19 protein-coding genes are annotated in these 20,487 nt (G+C 66.4%); 14 read left to right on the forward strand and 5 right to left on the reverse strand.

What is annotated here, in order from left to right; genetic code table 11:
* Positions 1 to 30: 30 nt before the first annotated feature.
* Positions 31 to 711, reverse strand: coding sequence for a helix-turn-helix domain-containing protein (locus ACRQ5Q_RS23505; RefSeq protein ID WP_439392468.1), 681 nt, complete (start codon positions 709 to 711; stop codon positions 31 to 33).
* A 197-nt stretch (positions 712 to 908) separates the two neighbouring features.
* On the opposite strand from ACRQ5Q_RS23505, the gene ACRQ5Q_RS23510 reads away from it, so the two are divergent.
* Entirely contained in the window at positions 909 to 2,405 is a 1,497-nt protein-coding gene (locus ACRQ5Q_RS23510; RefSeq protein ID WP_439375242.1) for an amidase, read from the forward strand.
* A 27-nt stretch (positions 2,406 to 2,432) separates the two neighbouring features.
* Positions 2,433 to 3,665: an NAD(P)/FAD-dependent oxidoreductase gene (locus ACRQ5Q_RS23515; RefSeq protein ID WP_439392469.1), complete on the forward strand. Its 1,233-nt coding sequence runs from the start codon at positions 2,433 to 2,435 to the stop codon at positions 3,663 to 3,665.
* Between the two features lie 173 nt (positions 3,666 to 3,838).
* On the opposite strand, the gene ACRQ5Q_RS23520 is transcribed toward ACRQ5Q_RS23515, so the two are convergent.
* The 3 genes from ACRQ5Q_RS23520 to ACRQ5Q_RS23530 all read right to left on the reverse strand — a co-directional run bounded on the left by ACRQ5Q_RS23520 (position 3,839) and on the right by ACRQ5Q_RS23530 (position 7,088).
* Positions 3,839 to 5,173 carry a dicarboxylate/amino acid:cation symporter gene (locus ACRQ5Q_RS23520; RefSeq protein ID WP_439375240.1) on the reverse strand — a complete coding sequence of 445 codons (1,335 nt, stop codon included), beginning with the start codon at positions 5,171 to 5,173 and terminating at the stop codon, positions 3,839 to 3,841.
* A gap of 84 nt (positions 5,174 to 5,257) precedes the next feature.
* Entirely contained in the window at positions 5,258 to 5,815 is a 558-nt protein-coding gene (locus tag ACRQ5Q_RS23525) for a biotin transporter BioY (protein ID WP_439375593.1), read from the reverse strand.
* A gap of 85 nt (positions 5,816 to 5,900) precedes the next feature.
* Complete coding sequence (locus ACRQ5Q_RS23530) at positions 5,901 to 7,088, reverse strand: pyridoxal phosphate-dependent aminotransferase (RefSeq protein ID WP_439375239.1); 1,188 nt, start codon at positions 7,086 to 7,088, stop codon at positions 5,901 to 5,903.
* Between the two features lie 195 nt (positions 7,089 to 7,283).
* Here ACRQ5Q_RS23530 and ACRQ5Q_RS23535 point away from each other — a divergent pair, with 195 nt between their 5' ends.
* From ACRQ5Q_RS23535 to aat, 10 genes are all read left to right on the forward strand, one after another.
* Positions 7,284 to 8,684 (forward strand): M48 family metalloprotease, encoded by a 1,401-nt coding sequence (locus ACRQ5Q_RS23535; protein WP_439392470.1) that lies wholly within the window; start codon positions 7,284 to 7,286, stop codon positions 8,682 to 8,684.
* Positions 8,685 to 8,777: 93 nt separating this feature from the next.
* Positions 8,778 to 9,545 (forward strand): DsbA family protein, encoded by a 768-nt coding sequence (locus ACRQ5Q_RS23540; RefSeq protein WP_439392471.1) that lies wholly within the window; start codon positions 8,778 to 8,780, stop codon positions 9,543 to 9,545.
* 209 nt (positions 9,546 to 9,754) lie between these two features.
* A complete protein-coding gene (locus ACRQ5Q_RS23545; RefSeq protein WP_439375236.1) occupies positions 9,755 to 10,597 on the forward strand; it encodes a DUF1236 domain-containing protein in 843 nt (280 codons plus the stop codon).
* Positions 10,598 to 10,823: 226 nt separating this feature from the next.
* On the forward strand, positions 10,824 to 11,291 hold the full coding sequence (gene aroQ, locus ACRQ5Q_RS23550) for a type II 3-dehydroquinate dehydratase (protein WP_439392472.1): 468 nt from the start codon (positions 10,824 to 10,826) through the stop codon (positions 11,289 to 11,291).
* A 35-nt stretch (positions 11,292 to 11,326) separates the two neighbouring features.
* Entirely contained in the window at positions 11,327 to 11,821 is a 495-nt protein-coding gene (accB, locus tag ACRQ5Q_RS23555) for an acetyl-CoA carboxylase biotin carboxyl carrier protein (RefSeq protein WP_439375234.1), read from the forward strand.
* A 61-nt stretch (positions 11,822 to 11,882) separates the two neighbouring features.
* Complete coding sequence (gene accC, locus ACRQ5Q_RS23560; protein ID WP_439375233.1) at positions 11,883 to 13,241, forward strand: acetyl-CoA carboxylase biotin carboxylase subunit; 1,359 nt, start codon at positions 11,883 to 11,885, stop codon at positions 13,239 to 13,241.
* Positions 13,242 to 13,348: 107 nt separating this feature from the next.
* Positions 13,349 to 14,875 carry a sensor histidine kinase gene (locus ACRQ5Q_RS23565; protein WP_439392473.1) on the forward strand — a complete coding sequence of 509 codons (1,527 nt, stop codon included), beginning with the start codon at positions 13,349 to 13,351 and terminating at the stop codon, positions 14,873 to 14,875.
* On the forward strand, positions 14,872 to 15,312 hold the full coding sequence (locus ACRQ5Q_RS23570; RefSeq protein WP_439392474.1) for a response regulator: 441 nt from the start codon (positions 14,872 to 14,874) through the stop codon (positions 15,310 to 15,312). The genes ACRQ5Q_RS23565 and ACRQ5Q_RS23570 overlap by 4 nt, the downstream gene beginning before the upstream one ends.
* Positions 15,309 to 16,412: a sensor histidine kinase gene (locus ACRQ5Q_RS23575; RefSeq protein ID WP_439375230.1), complete on the forward strand. Its 1,104-nt coding sequence runs from the start codon at positions 15,309 to 15,311 to the stop codon at positions 16,410 to 16,412. The genes ACRQ5Q_RS23570 and ACRQ5Q_RS23575 overlap by 4 nt, the downstream gene beginning before the upstream one ends.
* 48 nt (positions 16,413 to 16,460) lie before the next feature.
* Positions 16,461 to 17,141, forward strand: coding sequence for a leucyl/phenylalanyl-tRNA--protein transferase (aat, locus tag ACRQ5Q_RS23580; RefSeq protein WP_439375229.1), 681 nt, complete (start codon positions 16,461 to 16,463; stop codon positions 17,139 to 17,141).
* Positions 17,142 to 17,253: 112 nt separating this feature from the next.
* On the opposite strand, the gene ACRQ5Q_RS23585 is transcribed toward aat, so the two are convergent.
* On the reverse strand, positions 17,254 to 18,291 hold the full coding sequence (locus ACRQ5Q_RS23585; RefSeq protein ID WP_439392475.1) for a DUF2155 domain-containing protein: 1,038 nt from the start codon (positions 18,289 to 18,291) through the stop codon (positions 17,254 to 17,256).
* A 213-nt stretch (positions 18,292 to 18,504) separates the two neighbouring features.
* On the opposite strand from ACRQ5Q_RS23585, the gene ACRQ5Q_RS23590 reads away from it, so the two are divergent.
* Both ACRQ5Q_RS23590 and ACRQ5Q_RS23595 read left to right on the forward strand, forming a co-directional pair.
* Entirely contained in the window at positions 18,505 to 19,452 is a 948-nt protein-coding gene (locus tag ACRQ5Q_RS23590; protein ID WP_439392476.1) for an alpha/beta hydrolase, read from the forward strand.
* Between the two features lie 12 nt (positions 19,453 to 19,464).
* Positions 19,465 to 20,475: a Na+-dependent transporter gene (locus ACRQ5Q_RS23595; protein ID WP_439392477.1), complete on the forward strand. Its 1,011-nt coding sequence runs from the start codon at positions 19,465 to 19,467 to the stop codon at positions 20,473 to 20,475.
* Positions 20,476 to 20,487 lie beyond the last annotated feature (12 nt).

Consider the following 20,487-nt stretch of genomic DNA (forward strand, 5'->3'; position numbering starts at 1 on the left):
CCGGGCGTTTTTCGTTCCAGGGCGCCACCGCTATGATGGCAGTTCGTCATTCCCGAGCGGCGCGACATCGCGCGCGGCGATCTGGCGGAGTTGGTCGTAGAGATCGGGCGCCTCGCTGGTGCAGAGGCAGACGCCTGTTGCGCATGGTCCTTCGCCGGCGTTGAGGTAGGCGTGGCCCATGGTGCTGTCGAGATAGATGCCGTCGCCCTCGCCCAAAATCTCCGGCGCATAGAACTCGGTGTGGACGGCGACGCGCCCGCGCGTCACCACGAAATACTCCTCGCCGCCATGGCGCAGCAGCGGGCCGAACTCCTCCAGCGAGCGTGCGCGCACCTCGGCCACGATCGGCACCATGCGTTTGCCGATCAAATCGGTGCATTGATAGGTGTAGGTGTAGAACTTCGTGGTGATCACCTGCCCCTGCCCGGCCCGGCTGATGCTCCGCCGCGCCGTGACCGGCCGGCCCTGCGCGGGCGTCGCGACCGCCGGGTTGAACAGCTCGGCGATCTCCATCTTCAGGCCCGAGGTCAGCTGGAGCAGCTTGTCGTAGGTCAGCGACATCAGACCGTTCTCGACCTTGGACAGGGTCGAGAGCGCCATGCCGGTCCGCTCCGCCACCTGCTTCAGCGTCAGGCCGCGCGCCTGGCGGGCGGCCTTGAGGCATTGGCCGAGCTGTGAATTGGCAGTTTCGGACGTCGTGATCTCGCTCATGGAGGAATGCTAGCACGACCAACGAAAAATAGTTGATCGATCGGCCTATTCTTTTTCGCCGATGACGGCCCTATTTGGCACCGACTGCGGTAGCTCAAGGCACATTTGCGCACGAAATAACTCGATGACGACTATTGGTTCGTTGCCTCGCTTTCCGATATGCTAAAACGTTTTCATAATCTGAAAGGAAGCGGGCGTTGTCCGAACTGTGCGATTCCAGTGCCGTCGAGCTGCGCCGCCTGCTGGCCGCGCGGACGATCTCGCCTGTCGAGCTGCTCGACGCCTGCCTCGCGCGCATCGGCGCGATCAATCCAGCCGTGAACGCCGTCGTGACACTGGACGAAGCTGGCGCGCGCGCTGCTGCGCAGGCGGCCGAGGCGGAGATCATGCGCGGCGAGGATCGCGGCCCGCTGCACGGCCTGCCGGTCCTGATCAAGGACACCCAGGACACCGCCGGGATGCGCTCCACCTATGGCAGCCCGCTGCTGCGCGACAACGTACCGGCCGCCGACCAGGGTTCGGTCGCCCGCTTGCGCGCAGCCGGCGCCATCATCTTCGGCAAGACCAACACGCCGGAATGGGCGGCCGGCGGCAACACCCGCAACCCCGTGTTCGGCGCCACCGGCAATCCGTTCGACCCGATGCGCTCGGCGGCTGGCTCCTCCGGCGGCTCGGCGGTGGCGCTCGCCTGCGGCATGGCTCCGCTCGCTTCGGGCTCCGACACCGGCGGGTCCTTGCGCAATCCGGCCGGCTTTTCCGGCATCGTCGGCATGCGTCCGTCCTACGGACTCGTCCCGAGTGAGAAGCGCATCTTCGGCTGGTCGAACCTGTCGACCGACGGGCCGATGGCGCGCAACGTCGCCGACACCGCGCTGATGCTGTCGGTGATGGCGAGCGACGACGCCCGCGACCCGCTCGCCTACACCCTGCCCGGCGAGCCGTTGCGCGCGCGTGCCGAGCGCTGGGCCGCGCCGCGCCCCGCCGAGCTCGGCAAGCTGCGTCTCGCCTTCACCGAAGATTTCGGCTTCGCGCCGACCGAACAGGCGATCCGCCGCGTGTTCCGCAATCGCGTGAGCAAGCTCGCGCCGCTGTTCGCCGAAAGCCGCGAGGGAACGCCCGACTGCACCGGCGCGGACGACGCCTTCGCGGTGCTGCGCGCCGGCATGTTCCTGGCGACGCACGGCAAGAACTACAAGGAGCGTCCCGAAATGCTCGGCCCCAACGTCCGCGCCAATGTCGAGGAGGGCCTCGGCTACACGCTGGAGGATTACGCGCGCGCGGCAACGACGCAGACGCGGATCTATCGCGCCTATCAGAGCTTCTTCGCCAGCTGCGACGTGCTGGTCAGCCCGACCATCACGCTCACCCCGCGGCCCTGGTCGGAACTCTATCCCGCCGAGATCGACGGCGTGCCGACCAGATCCTATTTCCACTGGCTCGCGCTCGCCTATGCCGTCACGCTTCCCGGCCATCCGGCGATCAGCATTCCGCTCGGTCTCGATGAGGCCGGCCTGCCGTTCGGCCTGCAGATCGTCGGCCCGCGCGGCGGCGACGCCATCGTGCTCTCGATCGCCGCGAGCATCGAGGCGGCGTTCGCAAGCGATGCACAACTGTGCCGGCCCGTGCCCGACCTCGCGCGGCTCGCCGCAGCGCCGCCGCTGTCGGCCGCACCCGATTTTCTCACCTGGGAATGACCCGGGCCTGACAGGAGACTTCGTCCGATGCAAAGCGCGATCGTTCTCGGCGGCGGCATGGTCGGTGTGGGTGCGGCGCTGCACCTGCAGCGGCGCGGCTGGGCCGTCACGCTCGTCGACCGCAGGGAGCCGGGCCGCGAGACCAGCTATGGCAATGCCGGGATGATCCAGGCCGAAGCCGTGCGCCCCTATCCGATGCCCCGCGACCTCGCCTCTCTCGTGAAGATCGCCACCGGCCGTACCAACGACGTGCGCTACAGCCTGTCCTCGCTTCATCGTCACATCGAGCCGCTGCTGCGCTACTGGTGGCATTCGGCGCCGAAGCGGCATCGCGAAGCCATCGTCGGCTGGGCGCGCCTGATTGCCTACGCAACGCCTGAGCACGACATCCTCATTCGCGAGGCCCATGCCGGCAATCTGATCCGCCGCGCCGGCTATCGCGCGCTCTATCGCGATGCCACCGCCCTGGAGCACTCGATCAGGGACGCGGAGCAGGACCAGCGCGAATTCGGCGTGAACTTTCGCGTGCTGTCAGGCAGCGAGTTGACGAAGGCCGAGCCGGTCCTGCGCGATGATCTGCCCGGCGCGATCCACTGGCTCGACACCTGGACCGTGTCCGATCCGGGCGCACTGGTGACGGCCTATGCCGAGCTGTTTACGCGGCTCGGCGGCAGGATCATGCTCGGTGATGCGCAGAGCCTGCAACAGACCGCGACCGGCTGGTCGGTCGACACCGATCAGGGGCGCCTCGATGCCGCCCATGCCGTCGTGACACTCGGGCCATGGTCGCCGGATCTGCTCTACAAATTCGGCTATCGCATCCCGCTGGTGCGCAAGCGCGGCTACCACATGCATTATAGCGGCGGCGCCTCGCTCGATCTGCCCCTCGTCGACAAGGGCGGCGGCTACGCCATGGGTCCGATGGCCAAGGGCATCCGCATCACCACCGGCGCCGAGCTGACCGGTCCCGATGCGCTCGCAACACCCGTGCAGCTCGCCAGCGCCGAAGCATCGGCCCGCGAGCTGATCGATCTCGGCAAACGCGTCGAGCCCGATCCGTGGTTCGGCACCCGCCCCTGCACGCCCGACATGCTGCCGGTGCTCGGCCGCGCCCCGCGCCATCCCGGCCTCTGGATGAATTTCGGCCACGGCCACCAGGGTTTTACGCTGGGACCCGCGACGGGACGCCTGCTCGCCGAGATCATGAGCGGCGAGACGCCGTCGATCGATCCTGTGCCGTACCGGCCGGAGCGGTTCTAGCGGTCGACGTTCGCGGCGAGCACCGGAAGGCCGCGACCGCGCGAGCGAGCTCGACCACCGCGCCATTCTCGCACTCGGCGAGGAGCTCAAGGGCTCCGATCGTCCCTCGATCGTCACAGGCGGGGTCGCGCTGCTCGCGCCCGGAAACGGCGCACCGCGCCGTTGGATCCGGATCAGTCCGTCGTGAGCGCGGTTTCCATGTCCGTCGGATCGATCTGCTGGCTCAGCCGCGCGTTGAGCTTGTCGCGGTCGAGCTCACCCTCCCACCAGGCCACGATCACGCAGGCGACGCCGTTGCCGCAGAGATTGGTCAGCGCGCGGCATTCGCTCATGAACTTGTCGATGCCCAGCACGATCGCCATGCCCGGCACGAGGCGCGGGTCGACCACCGCCAGCGTCGCCGCCAGCGTGATGAAGCCGGCGCCGGTGATGCCGGAGGCGCCCTTCGAGGTCAGCATCGCCACCACCAGGATGGTCAGCTGCTGGCCGAAGGTGAGATCGACGCCGAGCGCCTGCGCGATGAACAGCGTCGCCAGCGTCATGTAGATGTTGGTGCCGTCGAGGTTGAACGAATAGCCCGTGGGCACCACGAGGCCGACGACCGACTTGGAGCAGCCGAGCCGCTCCAGCTTCTCCATCAAGGACGGCAGCGCGCTTTCCGACGAGGAGGTGCCGAGCACGATCAGCAGTTCGTCCTTGATATAGGCCAGGAATTTGAAGATCGAGAAACCCGCAATGCGCGCGATGATGCCGAGCACGACGAACACGAACAGCGCAGCGGTGACGTAGAACGTCGCGATCAGGCCGATCAGATTGAGGATCGCGCCGGTGCCGAACTTGCCGATGGTGTAGGCCATCGCGCCGAACGCACCGATCGGCGCCGCGCGCATCACGATGGAGATGACGCCGAACACCGCATGCGCGGCATCGTCGATGAAGCTGCGGATGGTGTGGCCGCGCTCGCCCAGGCTCATGATGGCGAAGCCGAACAGCACCGAGAACAGCAGCACCTGAAGGATCTCGCCTTGCGCGAAGGCGCCGACCACGGTGTCCGGAATGATGTGCAGCACGAAGTCGACCGACTTCTGCCCGGCGGCCTGCTTGGCGTAGTTCGCAACGGCCGCCTCGCTCGCCGCCGCATTGCCGAAGCCTGCGCCGGGCCTCACGAGATTGCCGACCATGAGGCCGATCACCAGCGCGAAGGTGGAGACGACCTCGAAATAGACCAGCGCCTTCACGCCGATGCGGCCGACCTTCTTGGCGTCCTGAATGTGCGCGATGCCCGAGACGACGGTGCAGAAGATGATCGGGGCGATCACCATCTTGATCAGCTTGATGAAGCCGTCGCCCATCGCCTTGATCCAGTCGTTGGTGGCGAGCGTCGGCCAGAGCCACCCGACGATGGCGCCGAGCACGATGGCGATCAGCACCTGGACATAGAGAATCTTGTACCACGGCTTGGCTGCGGCCGGCGCGACCGGCGCCGCCGCCATCGTTGTCGTCGTCATCGTTTCACTCCCCCTCGAACATTGGGGCCAGCCAAGATCAACTTGGCCGGCCCTGTCAATTGGAACCGCTCGGAATGGCGCGCTTTACCCGCGACGATCGACGATCCGGCGGGCTGCCGGCATCAATGTCGCCCCCAGCGCATTCTTGACCACGGACCCCGCGATGAACGGCGCAAGGCCGACCTGCCAGGCCTTGTCCGCGCCAAGGCCGATGCCGTAGGCCAGCCAGCCGAAACCCGCGGCCAGGATGACGACATGGCCGATCGCCATCGCCACAAACAGCAGCGCGATGCTGCCATCCCAGCCGCGCTCGGCGAGCCAGCCGGTGACGAAGGCAGCCAGCACGAAGCCGAACAGATAGCCCGCGGTCGGGCCGACCAGCGGTGCAATCCCACCCACGGGACCGGCGAACACCGGCAGGCCAAGCGCACCCTCGGCGAGGTAGGCGATCATGGTTGCGCTGCCAAGGCGCCAGCCATAGGCGGCGCCGATCATCAGCACCACCAGCGTCTGCAGTGTCATGGGCACGTAAGGCAGCGGCAGGTTCACCTTGGCTGACAGCGCCATCAAGGCGGTGCCGAGCCCAATCAGCACGAATGCACGCAGTGCACCGACTGTTTCGCCCGGACGGGTCGGCCACATCAATGCGGCGAGAGGAGAATGCGGGGCGGACGGGACGGAACGGTCAGACAAGTTGCACTCCGAAAAGGCTGGCGAAAACTGGCGGCTATTTAAGCCAGTGAGCGATCCGGTCAACTGCCTCCCGCATCTCGTCCGGCGAGCGCGCATAGGAAAAACGAATGAACGAGCGGCCATGGATGGGATCGAAATCGAGGCCGGGCGTCGCCGCAACGCGAGCCTGCTCCAGCATCTGCTTGGCGAACTCGAAACTGTCCGAGGTGAAATCGGAGACGTCGGCATAAAGATAGAACGCGCCGTCGGCCGGCAGGAACCTGGTGAGGCCGGCCTTCGGCAGTCCCTCGATCAGGATGCGCCGGTTTTCCTGATAGCCGTGCTTGATCTCCTCCATCTCGGCGGTGCCGTCGAAGGCGGCCTCGGCGGCGATCTGCGACAGGGCCGGCACCGAGATGGACAGGTTCTGCTGCAGCCGCTCGATCGGGCGCACCAAAATCTCCGGCACGACCATCCAGCCGACGCGCCAGCCCGTCATGCAAAAATACTTCGAGAACGAGTTGATCACGAGGGCGTGGTCCGACAGTGCCGCCGCCGTCACCGCCGGAAACGCGTAGTCCAGCCCGTGATAGATCTCGTCCGAGATGAAGCGGATCCTGGCGTCTTCCGCCGCCGCGATCAGGCCGGAGAGCGCCTCGCGGGACATCATCGTTCCCGTTGGATTGGCGGGACTGCCGACCAGCACGCCCTTCAGCGGTGCCTTGCGATGGGCGGCAAGCAACGCCTCGCCGGTGAGCGCGTGGCGGGTCTCGTTCGTGGTCTCGATCAGCACCGGCTCGCAGCCGAGCGCAGTCAGGATGTGGCGGTACGGCGGATAGCCCGGCACCGTCACGGCGACGCGGTCCCCGGGCTCGAACATCGACAGGAAGGCCAGGATGAATCCGCCGGACGAGCCCGTCGTCACCACGATCCGTTCGGGGCTGACGTCACACCCATGGACGTCGCGATAGTGCCGCGCGATCCGCTCGCGCAAGGAGGGGATGCCGAGCGCGGAGGTATAGTCGATCCGGCCGGCCTCGAGCGCCGCATGGGCGGCCGCGATCGCGGTTTTCGGCGCGCCGGCCGCGGGCTGGCCAACCTCCATGTGGATGACATGGCCCCCGGCGGCCTCGATTCGGGCCGCGGCGGCCATCACGTCCATCACCATGAAGGGGGGAACGTCGCTGCGGCGGGAGGGCGCGAGCCACTGCCCCAACCGGTTCCTCAATGTCGCATCCTGCATCGATTTCTGCTATTTCGCTGGCGGACCGGCTCCGTCCGGTCCTTCAAAACGGGGCGCTTGCGCCCCAGACTGGCCGCATTGTACGGCTCATAAGGGGTACGGCTCCTAGGCCATATCGCGTATCCGGTCCGCCGCCAATCGCCAAACAACTGCTTTTCAGGTCCCTTGTCGAGACCGTTTGACCCAGACCGCTTGATGTTGCTCCAGACCGCATTGCGCAAGAAGGCCTCCGCCCTCACCGCCCTCGTCACGGCCGCGGCGATCGCCCTGGCGCCGCTCCCGGCGGCAAGGGCGCAGAGCAAGGGGCCGCCGATCCTGCGCGATACCGAGACCGAACAGCTGCTGCGCGAATACACCCGCCCGATCCTGCGCGTCGCCGGGCTGGAAAAGCAGAACATCCAGATGGTGATCATCAACGACGGCGCGTTCAACGCGTTCGTCGCGGATGGCCGCCGCATCTTCGTCAATTACGGCGCGATCCTCCAGTCGGAGACCCCCAACCAGATCATCGGCGTGCTCGCGCACGAGACCGGGCATCTGGCCGGCGGCCATCTGTCCAAGCTGCGCGAGCAACTCGCCAACGCGCAGACCCAGATGATCATCGCGATGCTGCTCGGCGCCGGCGCGATCGCAGCCGGCAGCACCCGCAGCTCGAGCGCCGGCAACAACGGCCTTGCCAATGCGGGCGCTGCCGCGATCGCAGGTCCCCAGGAGATGATCCGCCGCACGCTGCTGTCCTACCAGCGCCAGCAGGAGGAGAACGCCGACCGTGCCGGCGTGAAATTCCTGACCGCCACCCAGCAGTCGCCGAGGGGCATGTCCGAGACCTTCAAGCGCTTCACCAGCGAGAGCCTGTTCGCCGCGCGCGGCGCCGACCCCTATCTGCAGTCGCATCCGATGCCGGCCGAGCGCGTCGCCGCATTGCAGGAGTTCGCCAGCAGCAGTCCCTATTGGGACAAGAAGGACGATCCCGCGCTCCAGCTCCGCCACGACATGGTGCGCGCCAAGATCTCGGCCTTCATGGAACGGCCGGAGACGGTGTATCGCCGCTATCCGCAGACCAACGACAGCATGCCGGCGCGCTATGCCCGGGCCATCAGCACCTATCTGCACGGGGATCTGCGCAGCGCGCTCGCCCAGATCGACGCCCTGATCCAGGTCCAGCCCAACAACCCGTACTTCTACGAGGTGCGCGGCCAGGCCCTGCTGGAAAGCGGCAAGCCCGCCGAGGCGATCGCCCCGCTGCGCAAGGCGGTACAGCTCTCCAACAACGCGCCCCTCATCGAGATGTTACTTGGGCAGGCTCTGGTTGGAACCGATAATAAAGCCTACACCGACGACGCTGTTCGGATTCTTCGCGCCGCGGTGGCGCGGGAGCCCGAGGCGGTGCTCGGTTATACCCAGCTCGCGATGGCCTATGGCCGGAAGGGCGACTATGCCGAGGCGGATCTGGCTTCGGCGCAGGCCGCTTACCTGCGCGGCGACAACAAGACCGCCCGCGAGCTTGCAACGCGCGCGAAAACCCGTTTCGCCGTCGGCACGCCCGGATGGGTCAAGGCCGACGACATCGTGGCGGCCAAGCCGCCGCGCAACTGACGAGAACGACGCCTAAGACCACGACGTCACGACACCGAGCTTTGAGTCCGCCGGACGTTTTCCGAAACCTGCTTTGGATAAGAGGATTTGCCTATGCCTTCGCTGCGTCTGCTTGCCCCCGCGCTGTTTGCGCTCGCCATGTTCGGCGCAACCGCGCCCGCGTCGGCCGACAGCTTCTCCGATGCCCAGCGCACCGACATCGAGGCGATCATCAAGAACTATCTCGTCACCCACCCCGAGGTGCTCGAGGAGGCGATGACCGAGCTCAGCAAGCGCCAGGCCGCGGCCGAAACGCAGAAGCACGAGGCCAGCATCGCGCAGAATGCGGAGGCGATCTTCAACTCCCCGCGCCAGGTCGTGCTCGGCAACAAGGATGGCGACGTCACCTTCGTCGAGTTCTTCGATTACAATTGCGGCTACTGCAAGCGCGCGATGGACGACATGCTCAACCTCATGAAGGGCGATCCGAGGCTGAAGGTCGTGCTGAAGGAGTTTCCGGTGCTGAGCCAGGGCTCGGTGGAAGCAGCGCAGGTTGCTGTCGCGGTGCGCATGCAGGACCCCTCCGGCAAGAAGTATCTCGACTTCCATCAGAAGCTGCTCGGCGGCCGCGGCGCGGCCGACAAGGCGCGCGCCATGCAGGCGGCCAAGGAGGCCGGCCTCGACACCGCCAAGATCGAGAAGGACCTCGCCAGCCCCGAAGTGCGCGCCACCATCGAGGAGAACTTCAAGCTCGCGGAGGCGATGGGCATGAACGGCACGCCGAGCTACGTGATCGGCAAGCAGATCGTGATCGGCGCGATCGGCCTCGAAGGCCTGAAGGAAAAGATCGGCGTTGCCCGCTGCGGCAAGGCGACCTGCTGATTCTCACGTTTTTGGATATTGAAGACGCGGAAAGGCCGGCTGAAAAGCCGGCCTTTTTCCTGCGCGAAACCTTGGCGCGATCCTGCCAGGTCGTTCATCCGGCATTCAACAAACAAATGCCCGGGAACAAGCGAAGTTCCGGAACAACTCAAATCTCCTTTCGTTGTCGGCGCGGGCAATGACGCAGAGAAACACGTGAGGAGAATTCAATGTTGAACCGCTTTATGATCTCGGTTGCCGCACTGGCGCTCGTCGCCGGCACCGGTCTGGCGAACGCACAAGACAAGGGCCGCGACAGTGGCGGCGCTGGCTCGCAGCAGATGCAGCATTCGCAGCCGTCCGGCGGCGCCGCCGAGCGCGGCGGCTCGATGGGCCGCGATTCCTCGAGCCATGACAAGGGCACCGTGGGTCAGGCTGGCGGCCGGGCCTCCGAAGAGAAGTCCGGTGCGATGAAGGACGAGCACCAGGGTCGCGAGATGAACAAGAACGCGGCCGAGGACAAGTCCGGCGCGACCAAGGGCCAGCGCACCGACGAACGTGCGCAAGGTCAGATGGACAAGTCCCAGCAGGACAAGTCCAAGAGCATGAGCCAGGACACCACCAAGTCCGGCCAGAGGGACAAGGACATGAAGGCTGAGGGCAGCAAGAGCGGCACCTCGACCAACAATGCCGAGACCCAGAAGGGTACCACGAGCACCAACCAGAACGCTCAGGGTCAGACCGGCACCAGCACCAACCAGAACGCCCAGGGCCAGACCAGCACGAATACGACGGTCGGCCAGGCGGGCGCCGGTGCCAAGCTCTCGACCGAGCAGCGGACCCAGATCACCTCGGTGATCCGCGAGCAGCGCGTGGCGCCCGTGACCAACGCGAACTTCGCGGTCTCGGTCGGCACCCGCATTCCGCGGGAGGGCATCGAGCTGCACGCCCTGCCGTCCCGGGTTGCGACGATCTATCCGGAGTGGCGCAGCTACCGCTACGTCATGGTCCGCGACCAGATCGTGATCGTGGATCCGAACACCTACGAGATCGTCGCGATTCTCGACGTCTAGGGCTGATGACAACTATCGAAGGGGCGGGCAGCAATGCCCGCCTCCTTGCGTTTGGCCGGCAGCCATGCTTTGGACTGGTTAACAAGCAATTTCCGTAGCTTCCGCACAGGTTTTTGCACCCTGGATGAGGTACCTGAAGGCTTCCTCGGAGGCCCCTCAAGGCTTCCCCTGGGGCGCTTTGTTACCTATAACCCCGCCACGCCGAAGCACCTCTTCCGGGATTGGAATGGCAGAACCAGCAACCGACACGATCCTCGTTCTCAACGGGCCGAACCTCAACATGTTGGGGACGCGCGAGCCTGAAAAGTACGGTCATGCGACGCTGGCGGACGTCGAGGCGCTGTGCCGCGAGACGGCGGCGACGTTTGGCCTCAAGGCCGACTGCGGCCAGTCCAATCGCGAGGGCGAGCTGATCGACTTCATCCACGAGGCGCATGCGCGCAAGATGAAGGGCATCATCATGAATGCCGGCGGCTATTCGCACACCTCGATCACGTTGCACGACGCGCTGCTCGCGGTGCAGATCCCGACGGTCGAGGTGCATGTGACCAACATCCACGCCCGCGAGAGCTTCCGTCACCACTCCTACACCGCACGCGCCGCGTTCGCCTCGCTGTGCGGTTTCGGCATCGAAGGCTACCGCCTCGCCATCCAGGGCCTTGCCGCCAAGCTCGGCATCAAGCCCAAAGCCTGACGCTCCCTTCCAACAGAACATTCGGATCAAACAACATGGCGCGCCAGCCAGACGACAAAGCAGCCGCAAAGTTTTCCAGCGAGGATTCCGCGCTCGTCCGCGAGCTCGCCCTTCTGCTCGACGAGACCAGCCTCACCGAGATCGAGATCGAGCGTGCGGGCCTGCGCCTGCGCGTCGCCCGCAACATCAGCGTTGCCGCGACGATGCCGATGCCGCTTGGAGCCGCTCCGGCCCCCCTCCCAACGGCGGCAAGTGCCGCCGCACCCGCAGCCGCCGCAGCCGATTTGTCGAAGCACCCCGGCGCGGTCACCTCGCCGATGGTCGGCACCGCCTATTGGGCGCCGGAGCCCGGCGCCAAGCCGTTCATCGAGGTCGGCAGCAAGGTCTCGGTCGGCCAGACGCTGCTGATCATCGAGGCCATGAAAACCATGAACCAGATTCCCTCGCCGCGATCAGGCACGGTGACGCAGATCCTGGTTGAGGACGGCCAGCCGGTCGAGTACGGCGAGCCGCTCGTCATCATCGAGTAATTGTGGAGGGCGGCCAGCCCCGCCCTCACCGCCTTCCGCGCGCCAGTCCCTCAAGGGCACCATGTTCGACAAGATCCTCATAGCCAATCGCGGCGAGATCGCCCTTCGCATCCTCAGGGCCTGCAAGGAGCTCGGGATCGCGACCGTGGCCGTGCACTCGACCGCCGATGCCGACGCCATGCATGTGCGCCTGTCGGACGAGAGCGTCTGCATCGGGCCGCCGGCGTCCAAGGACAGCTATCTCAACGTGCCTGCGCTGCTCGCGGCTTGCGAGATCACCGGCGCCGATGCGGTGCATCCCGGCTACGGCTTCCTGTCCGAGAACGCGCGCTTCGCGGAGATCCTCTCCGAGCACAATCTGCATTTCATCGGTCCGAAGGCCGAGCACATCCGCCTGATGGGCGACAAGATCGAGGCCAAGAAGACCGCCAAGAGGCTCGGCATCCCCGTGGTGCCCGGCTCCGACGGCGCGGTCGGCCCCGACGATGACGCCATGGCGATCGCGAAGAAGATCGGCTTTCCCGTGCTGGTGAAGGCCGCGGCGGGCGGCGGCGGCCGCGGCATGAAGGTCGCCCACAGCGAGGCCGACCTCCAGCTGGCGCTGTCGACGGCGGCCAACGAGGCCAAATCCGCTTTTGGCGACGCCTCCGTCTACCTGGAAAAATACCTCCAGAAGCCGCGCCATATCGAGATCCAGATCCTCGGCGACGGCCGTGGCGGCGCGATCCATCTCGGCGAGCGCGACTGCTCGCTGCAACGCCGCCACCAGAAGGTCTGGGAGGAAGGCCCCTCGCCGGTACTGGCCGCCGCCGCGCGCGCCAAGATCGGCGAGACCTGCGCCAAAGCGATGCGCGAGATGAAATATCTCGGCGTCGGCACCATCGAATTCCTGTACGAGGACGGCGAGTTCTACTTCATCGAGATGAACACGCGTATCCAGGTCGAGCATCCCGTCACCGAGAGCATCACCGATATCGATCTCGTGCTGGAGCAGATCCGCATCGCCGCCGGCGGCGATCTGCCGGCGAAGCAGGAGGAAGTCCAGGTCATCGGCCACGCGATCGAGTGCCGCATCAATGCCGAGAACCCGCAGACTTTCCGCCCCTCGCCCGGCCGGATCCAGCAATATCACCCGCCCGGCGGCCTCGGCGTCCGGATCGATTCAGCGGTCTATCAGGGCTACACGATTCCGCCTTATTACGACTCGCTCGTCGGCAAGCTGATCGTGCACGGCAAGACGCGCGCCGAATGCCTGATGCGGCTGCGCCGGGCCCTGGACGAGATGGTGGTGGAAGGCATCGAGACCACGCTGCCGCTGTTCCGCGCATTGGTGCGCGAGGACGACATCATCAACGGCGACTACCACATCCACTGGCTGGAACAGTATCTGGCCGGCAAGGCGGAACCCGCCGCCAAATAAATCCGGCGGCGCCGGGAACCCGTTGCCCTCGCGGGCGTTTTGAGCAGCTGGTAGCTGTTTGGAAAGGGGCCTTGGATTTCCTTTGATCTCGACTGGGCGACACCGTCGTGACGGCTGAGGCGCAGCGGCGGCGCGCATTTTGGCAGGTCCTGCTGTTCGCAGCGGGCCTTTTGGTGCTGACCGTGATCAGCGCCGGCTCCGTCTACCTCGTCAACAAGGCGAGAGACGACAGCAAATGGGTGGTCCACACCATCGAGGTGGAGAACCAGGTCAACGCGCTGTTGCTCGAGATCCGGCGCGCCGAGAGCGGCGCGCGCGGCTTTCTCCTGACGCAGGGACCGGATTTCCAGTCGGAGCATGAGAGGGCCGTCGCAGCCATCGTGCCCGCGCTCGACAAGCTCACGCGCCAGATCGGCGACAGTCCGGTGCAGCGCGACAACGTCGAGAAGCTGAGTGCCGCGATCGAGGTCCGGCTCGACCAGTTCGCGCGCGAGATGGATTTCGTCCAACAGGGCCAGTTCGACAATGCCAAGGCTCTCGTGCGCGAGGCCGCTGCAGGCAACACCACCACCACGATCACCAATCTCGGCAACGCGATGATCCGCGAAGAGGAACGGCTATTCCGGCAGCGATCCGTCAATGCCGACCGCAGCCAGACGCTGGCCGCCTCCCTCACCGGGATCGGCTCGGGCCTCGTGGTGGTGCTGGCGCTGATCTCGATCTGGCTGCTGCGGCGCTCGGCGCGCATGCGCGACGAGGCCGAGACCCGTCTGCGCGATGCCTACGCCAATCTGGAGGCCCTCGTCGACGAACGCACGGCTGACCTGCGCGAGGCCAACAACGAGATTCAGCGCTTTGCCTATATCGTGAGCCACGATCTGCGCTCGCCGCTCGTCAACATCATGGGCTTCACCAGCGAGCTCGAAGAGCTCGGCGGCGACATCTTCCGCCGCGTCAGCAGCCTCACCCACGTCCCGGCCGACGGACCGCCTCTGGTGGCCGGCCCCACCGACGAGATCGTGCTCGAAAGTCCAGACAGGCAGCTTTCCGAAGATTTTGCCGAGGCGCTCGGCTTCATCAAATCGTCGATCGCCAAGATGGACCGGCTGATCTCGGCGATCCTCAACCTCACCCGCGAGGGCCGGCGTGAATTCCAGCCGGAGAAGATCGACATGCGTGATTTCGTCGAGGCCATCGTCTCGACGCTGGCGCATCAGGCCGCGGAAGCGCAAGCCGAGATCCACGTCGAGCCGCTGCCCGACATCGTCAGCGACCGCCTTGCGCTGGAGCAGATCTTCTCCAACCTGATCGACAACGCGATCAAGTACCTGAAGAACGGTGTGCCCGGCGAGATCAGAATTCGCGGGCGGACCAAGCTCGGCTACGCCATCTTCGAGATCAGCGACAACGGCCGCGGCATCGATCCGAAGGACCATCAGCGGATATTCGACCTGTTCCGCCGTGCGGGAACCCAGGACAAGCCGGGACAGGGCATAGGCCTTGCACATGTGCGTGCACTTGTGCGCCGTCTCGGCGGCACCATGTCGGTATCGTCGGAACTCAACGCGGGCAGCACGTTCACCATCACGCTGCCCCTCGCCTGGAACGCCAGCACCCGGAACGCAGATCGATGACGCAGCCAGTCACCATCATCATGATCGAGGACGACGAGGGGCACGCCCGCCTCATCGAGCGCAATATCCGCCGCTCCGGCGTCAACAACGAGATCGTCTCGTTCGCCAACGGCACCGACGCGATGAGGCACCTGTTCGGCGCCGACGGCAGCGGGCTTTCCCAGAAGGGCAATGCCCTCTTGATCCTGCTCGACCTCAACCTGCCCGACATGAGCGGGATCGACATCCTGAAGCAGATCAAGGAAAACAGATATCTCAAGGCCTCACCGGTGGTCGTGCTCACGACCACCGACGATTCCCAGGAGATCAAGCGCTGCTACGAGCTCGGCTGCAACGTCTACATCACCAAACCCGTCAATTACGAGAATTTTGCCAACGCCATCCGGCAGCTCGGGCTGTTCTTCTCGGTCATCCAGGTCCCGCCTGCCACCCCATGAAACAGCGAACGCCGACACTGCTGTATATCGACGACGACGAAGCGCTGGCGCGCCTGGTCGAACGCGGCCTGACGCGGCGCGGCTACAGGGTCGTCCATGCCGCCAGCGGCGAGGAAGGCCTCGAGCACATCCGCCGCGCGGGAGCCAGTGGGTGCATCGACGTCGTGGCGCTCGACCAGTACATGCCGGGTCTCGACGGCCTCGACACCCTCGAGCAGATCATGGCGATTCCGGACGCCCCTCCCGTGGTGTTCGTCACGGCCTCGCAAGACTCAAGCATCGCGGTCACGGCGCTGAAGGCGGGTGCGGCCGACTATCTCGTCAAGGACGTCAAGGGCGACTTCATCCCCCTGCTCCACGTCGCGGTCGAGGGCGCGCTGCGCCAGGCCGAGCTGCAGAAGGCACGCGAGGAAGCGGAAGCCGAGATTCATGCCTCGCGCGACCGCTACGCCGCGCTGGCCGCCGAACGCGAGCTCCTGCTTCGCGAGGTCAATCACCGCGTCGGCAACTCGCTCCAGATCATCGCCTCGCTGCTGCACCTGCAGGCCAGCTCCGCCACGCAGGAAGAGGTCAAGGCCGCGCTGACCAACGCCATGGGCCGCGTCGCTGCGGTCGCGCAGGTGCACCGCCGCCTCTACACCTCGCAGGACCTGAAGAGCGTGGTCATGAACCAGTATCTGGATTCGCTGCTCGAGGATCTGCGCCGCTCGGCCGAAGGTAACCGGATGTCGCGCCTGACACTGACGGCCGAGCCGATCGAGATCGACCCGGACCGCGCGGTCGCCGTCGGCATCATCGTCAACGAGCTGGTGATGAACGCGGTGAAATACGCCTATCCCGACGGCGCCGGCCCGATCCATGTCGAGCTGACCTCGCAGGGCGAGGATCTCCTGCTGACGATCGCCGACGACGGCGTCGGCGACAACGTCAAGGCCGACCCGCGCTCCACCGGTATGGGCCAGCGCATCGTCGCGGCCATGGCGACCAAGCTCGACGCCTCGGTCGAGCGCGACCCCACCCATTCCGGAACCCGCATCGTGCTGCGGTTCCAGCGTACCCCCGCCGCGCCGGACAAGGCCAACAGCGCCGCCGCGAGCTGAGTCGCCCCCCATCGCAACCGCTTTGCGATCCTGCTATTGTCGCAAGCCATGACTTCGCGCGATTCCGCCTCGTCTGAGATCACGCCGGCCGTGCTGCTGCGCGCCTATGCCTGCGGCATCTTTCCCATGGCCGAAAGCGCCGACGATCCAACCCTGTTCTGGGTCGAGCCGGAGCTGCGCGGCGTCATCCCGCTCGACGGTTTTCGCGTGGCCTCGCGGCTTGCACGCACCGTGCGTTCGGATGCTTTTCGCGTCACCGTCAATACCGCGTTCAAGGCCACGATCGCCGGCTGTGCCGCGCCGCAGGCGGGGCGCGAGGACACCTGGATCAACAAGCGCATCCGCGATCTCTATGGCGGCCTGTTCGAGCTCGGCCATTGCCACAGCGTCGAAGCCTGGCAGGGCGACGAGCTCGTCGGCGGGCTCTACGGCGTGAGCCTGGGACGCGCCTTCTTCGGCGAGAGCATGTTTCACACCGCGCGCGATGCCTCGAAGGTCGCGCTGGTGCATCTGGTGGCGCGGCTGATCCATGGCGGCTTCGAGCTGCTCGACACGCAATACGTCACCGAGCATCTGAAGAGCTTTGGTGCGGTCGAGATTTCGCGGCGGCGCTACACTGCGCTGCTCGACAAGGCGCTCGCTGGTGATCCCGGCGACTTCCTGAGGCTCTCGTCCGGCGACGCCATCCCGGGCGCACGCGCGCTCGAGATCATCGCCTCGCGACAATAATCGATAGCTCGCCTAAAGCATGATCCGGAAAAGTGCGTAGCGGTTTTCCGAAATGATCATGCGCATACAACAACCTGAAGCGCGATGAGATTCATCCCGATCTCGTCGCGCCTTAGCGGCCGAACCCGGGAAGACCGAACAGACCCGGCCGCTGCTCCGGCTGCGGAGGCGGCGGCGCCGGCTGCTGCTGCGGCGGTGGCGGCAACGGCTGCGGCGGACGCTGCTGCACCGCCTGCTTGGGCGCGGCCTTCTTCTGCGCGGGAGGTGGCGGCGGCGGTGCGGGCTTGTTCGCAGGATCGGGCGCCGCGGTCGCAATGGTCTGCTGCGGCTCTTTGCAGTCGGTCAGCCAAATGTCGTAGATCGGATGCTCGACGCCGTGCAGGCCAGGGCTTGCGGCATACATCCAGCCTGAGAAGATCCGCTTCACCTCGCCCTGCAAAGTGATCTCGTCGACCTCGACGAAGGCATCGGTATTGGCGGCTTCCGTCGCCGGCCGGGTGTAGCAGGCGTCGGTCTTCACCCGCAGCGCGCCGAACTGGACGGTCTCGCCGATCTCCTCGTCGAAATTAATGATGCGCCCGGTGATCTTGTCGAGGCCGGAGAAGGTCGCCTTCTTGTTCACGATCTTCTGGGCCGGCGGCTCGGTCACGACCTCGTCGCCCGGCTGCAGGCTCGCCGGCGTCTGCGGCACGGCGCCGCCCGGCCCGCCTTTCTGCTGCGGCTGGCGCTGACCGGGCGCACCCGGGGCGCCTTGCGGACTGGGCGGAGCGATCGCGGCGGAGGGCGGCTGGTTGGGCGGAGCGACGGTGGAGCCCGGTGGCGGTGCCAGAGGCTGGGTCTCGACCGGTCCCGGCATGACGTTCCCCTGCCGGCCCGGCGGCGGTGCCATGGGGCGCGACGGCAGCACGCGGCCCTGCGGCGGGAGTTCGGGGACCTCCTCGTCGTCATCAGGGATCTGAGGCTGCGGCTGGCCGCGCGGAATGCTGCCCGGCGGCCGCGGCGGCGGATCGGAGAAGATCGTGCCGATCTGCGCCTGCACAGGCGTCGCAACCGTCAGCGCGGTGGCGGCCAAAAGTGCCGCAAGGCCCGTCAGGGTAAAGGTTTTGAACATCTCGCGCGGCTTCAACAGCGAATCGGGCTTGTTGGACATTCTACAGGGGATACCGCCGCTCGCAGGCCCTCGGGTTAACACGGCGAATACGGCGGGGGAAGGGCGGCATCCCTGCCCTTCCCGGCGCCATCTGGCCAGACCGGCACCCGGATGGGATAGTCGTACACTCCCTCCCCGGGCGCAAGGCGGGTAAGAAGCCGGGCATTCGCCTCCCGGATAGACCAACCAAAACCAGCTCAGAGGTTGCCCCCGATGCCCGTTGTGCTCGATCCCGACGCCGCCGCCGTCTACAAGGCTTTCCAGGAGGCCGGCCGTCCCGCCTACGAGACGCTGACTGCACCGGAGGCCCGCGCCTATTACCTGCAGGCGCGCTTTGCCACCAACCCCGAGCCGCCGGAACTCGCCCGCATCGCAGAGCTCGCGATCCCGGCGCCGCACGGGGAGATCCCCGCCCGCCTCTACGTTCCGAACGAGCCGCGCCGGCACGACGGCCTGTCGCCCGCGCTGGTGTTCTTCCACGGCGGCGGCTGGGTGATCGGCGATCTCGACTCCCACGACGTCGTCTGCCGCCAGCTCGCGGTTTCAGGCGCGCTGATCGTGATCTCGGTCGACTACCGCCTCGCGCCCGAGCACAAGTTTCCTGCGGCCGCCGATGACGCGATCGCCGCAACCGGATGGATCGCCGCCCATGCGCGCGAGCTCGGCATCGACGCCTCGCGCCTGTCGATCGGCGGCGACAGCGCCGGGGGCAATCTCGCCGCGGTCGTCGCGCTCGCCGCCCGCGACGCCGGCGGCCCCGCGATCGCCGGCCAGCTGCTGATCTATCCGGCGACCGATTTCGCAATGACGCACGGCTCGCACCGCGATCCCGAGACCAGCGTTCTGCTGACCCATTCGGTGATACGCTGGTTCCGCGATCACTATCTCAATGGCACCGCCGACATCCACGACTGGCGCGCCTCGCCGGCGCGCGTGCAAGACCTCGCGAGCCTGCCGCCGGCCTACGTGCTGACCGCCGGCGCCGATCCCCTGCGCGACGAGGGCGATGAATATGCCGCGCGCCTGACGCAGGCCGGCGTGCCTGTCGCGTACAAGCACTATCCCGGCCAGTTCCACGGCTTCTTCACCATGGGCAAGCTGTTGCGACAGGCCAATGTCGCCGTCGGCGAGATCGGCGCGTGGTTGAAGGGATTGGGCTGAGACGCCGTTCGCATGTCTTCCGCTCTTGGAAACGCTTTCGCCCTCCCCCTGCGCGCCCTGACCTGGCTCGGCGACCAGGGCACGCGCGCGGTGGCGGCCGTCGCGTTCATCGCGGTCGCGGTGCCGCCGCTCGGCGCGCTGCTGCGTCCCTACGTCACCGAGGCGATCCTGTGCCTGCTCTGTATCTCCTTCATGCGGGTCGATCTCGCCGCGCTCTACGGCCATCTCCGCCGGCCCGCACTGATCGCCGGCGCGACGGCATGGACCACGATCGGCGTGCCGCTGGTGGTCGGTCTGCTCGCCCATGGCAGCGGGCTCGACCGAAGCTCTCCCGGCCTCTTCCTCGCCCTTATGCTCCAGGCCTTGGCTTCGCCGATGATGGCAGCGCCCGCGCTCGCCGCGCTGATCGGCCTCGATGCCACGCTTCCGCTGGTCACGCTGGTCACCGCGACCGCGCTCGTGCCGTTCACAGCCTCGTTGCTCGCGAGCCTGTTTCTCGACGGCATGCTCAGCATCTCGCCGCTCACGCTCGGCCTGAAGCTGCTCGGCATCCTCGCGATATCGCTGATTGGCGCCACCGCGATCCGCTGGATCGTCGGCGCCGAAGCGATCCGGCGCCACAAGCGGCCGATCGACGGTTTCAACATCCTGATTTTGCTGGTCTTCGCCTCCGCCGTGATGGGCGACCTCGCGCACGACTTCGTCGCCGATCCGCTGTTCACGATCGGCGTCGCACTGCTCGCCTTTGCGGTCTATTTCACCCTGCTCGCCGCGACGACACTGATCTTCCGCCGCGCCGGGACCGAGCGTGCGTTTGCGATCGGCCTGATGGTGTCACAGCGCAATCTCGGCCTGATGCTGGCGGCGACCGCCGGCGCGTTGCCGGCCAGGACCTGGCTCTATTTCGCGCTGACGCAGTTTCCGATCCACCTTGCGCCCTATCTGCTGACGCCGATCGCGCGGCGACTGACGGCGCGGGCTGCTGACGCAGCCAGCGCGGCCGCGGCAAATCGAACAACCTAAGATTGTACCAAA

This window comes from Bradyrhizobium sp. PMVTL-01 (assembly GCF_051861855.1).
Lineage (GTDB): Bacteria > Pseudomonadota > Alphaproteobacteria > Rhizobiales > Xanthobacteraceae > Bradyrhizobium.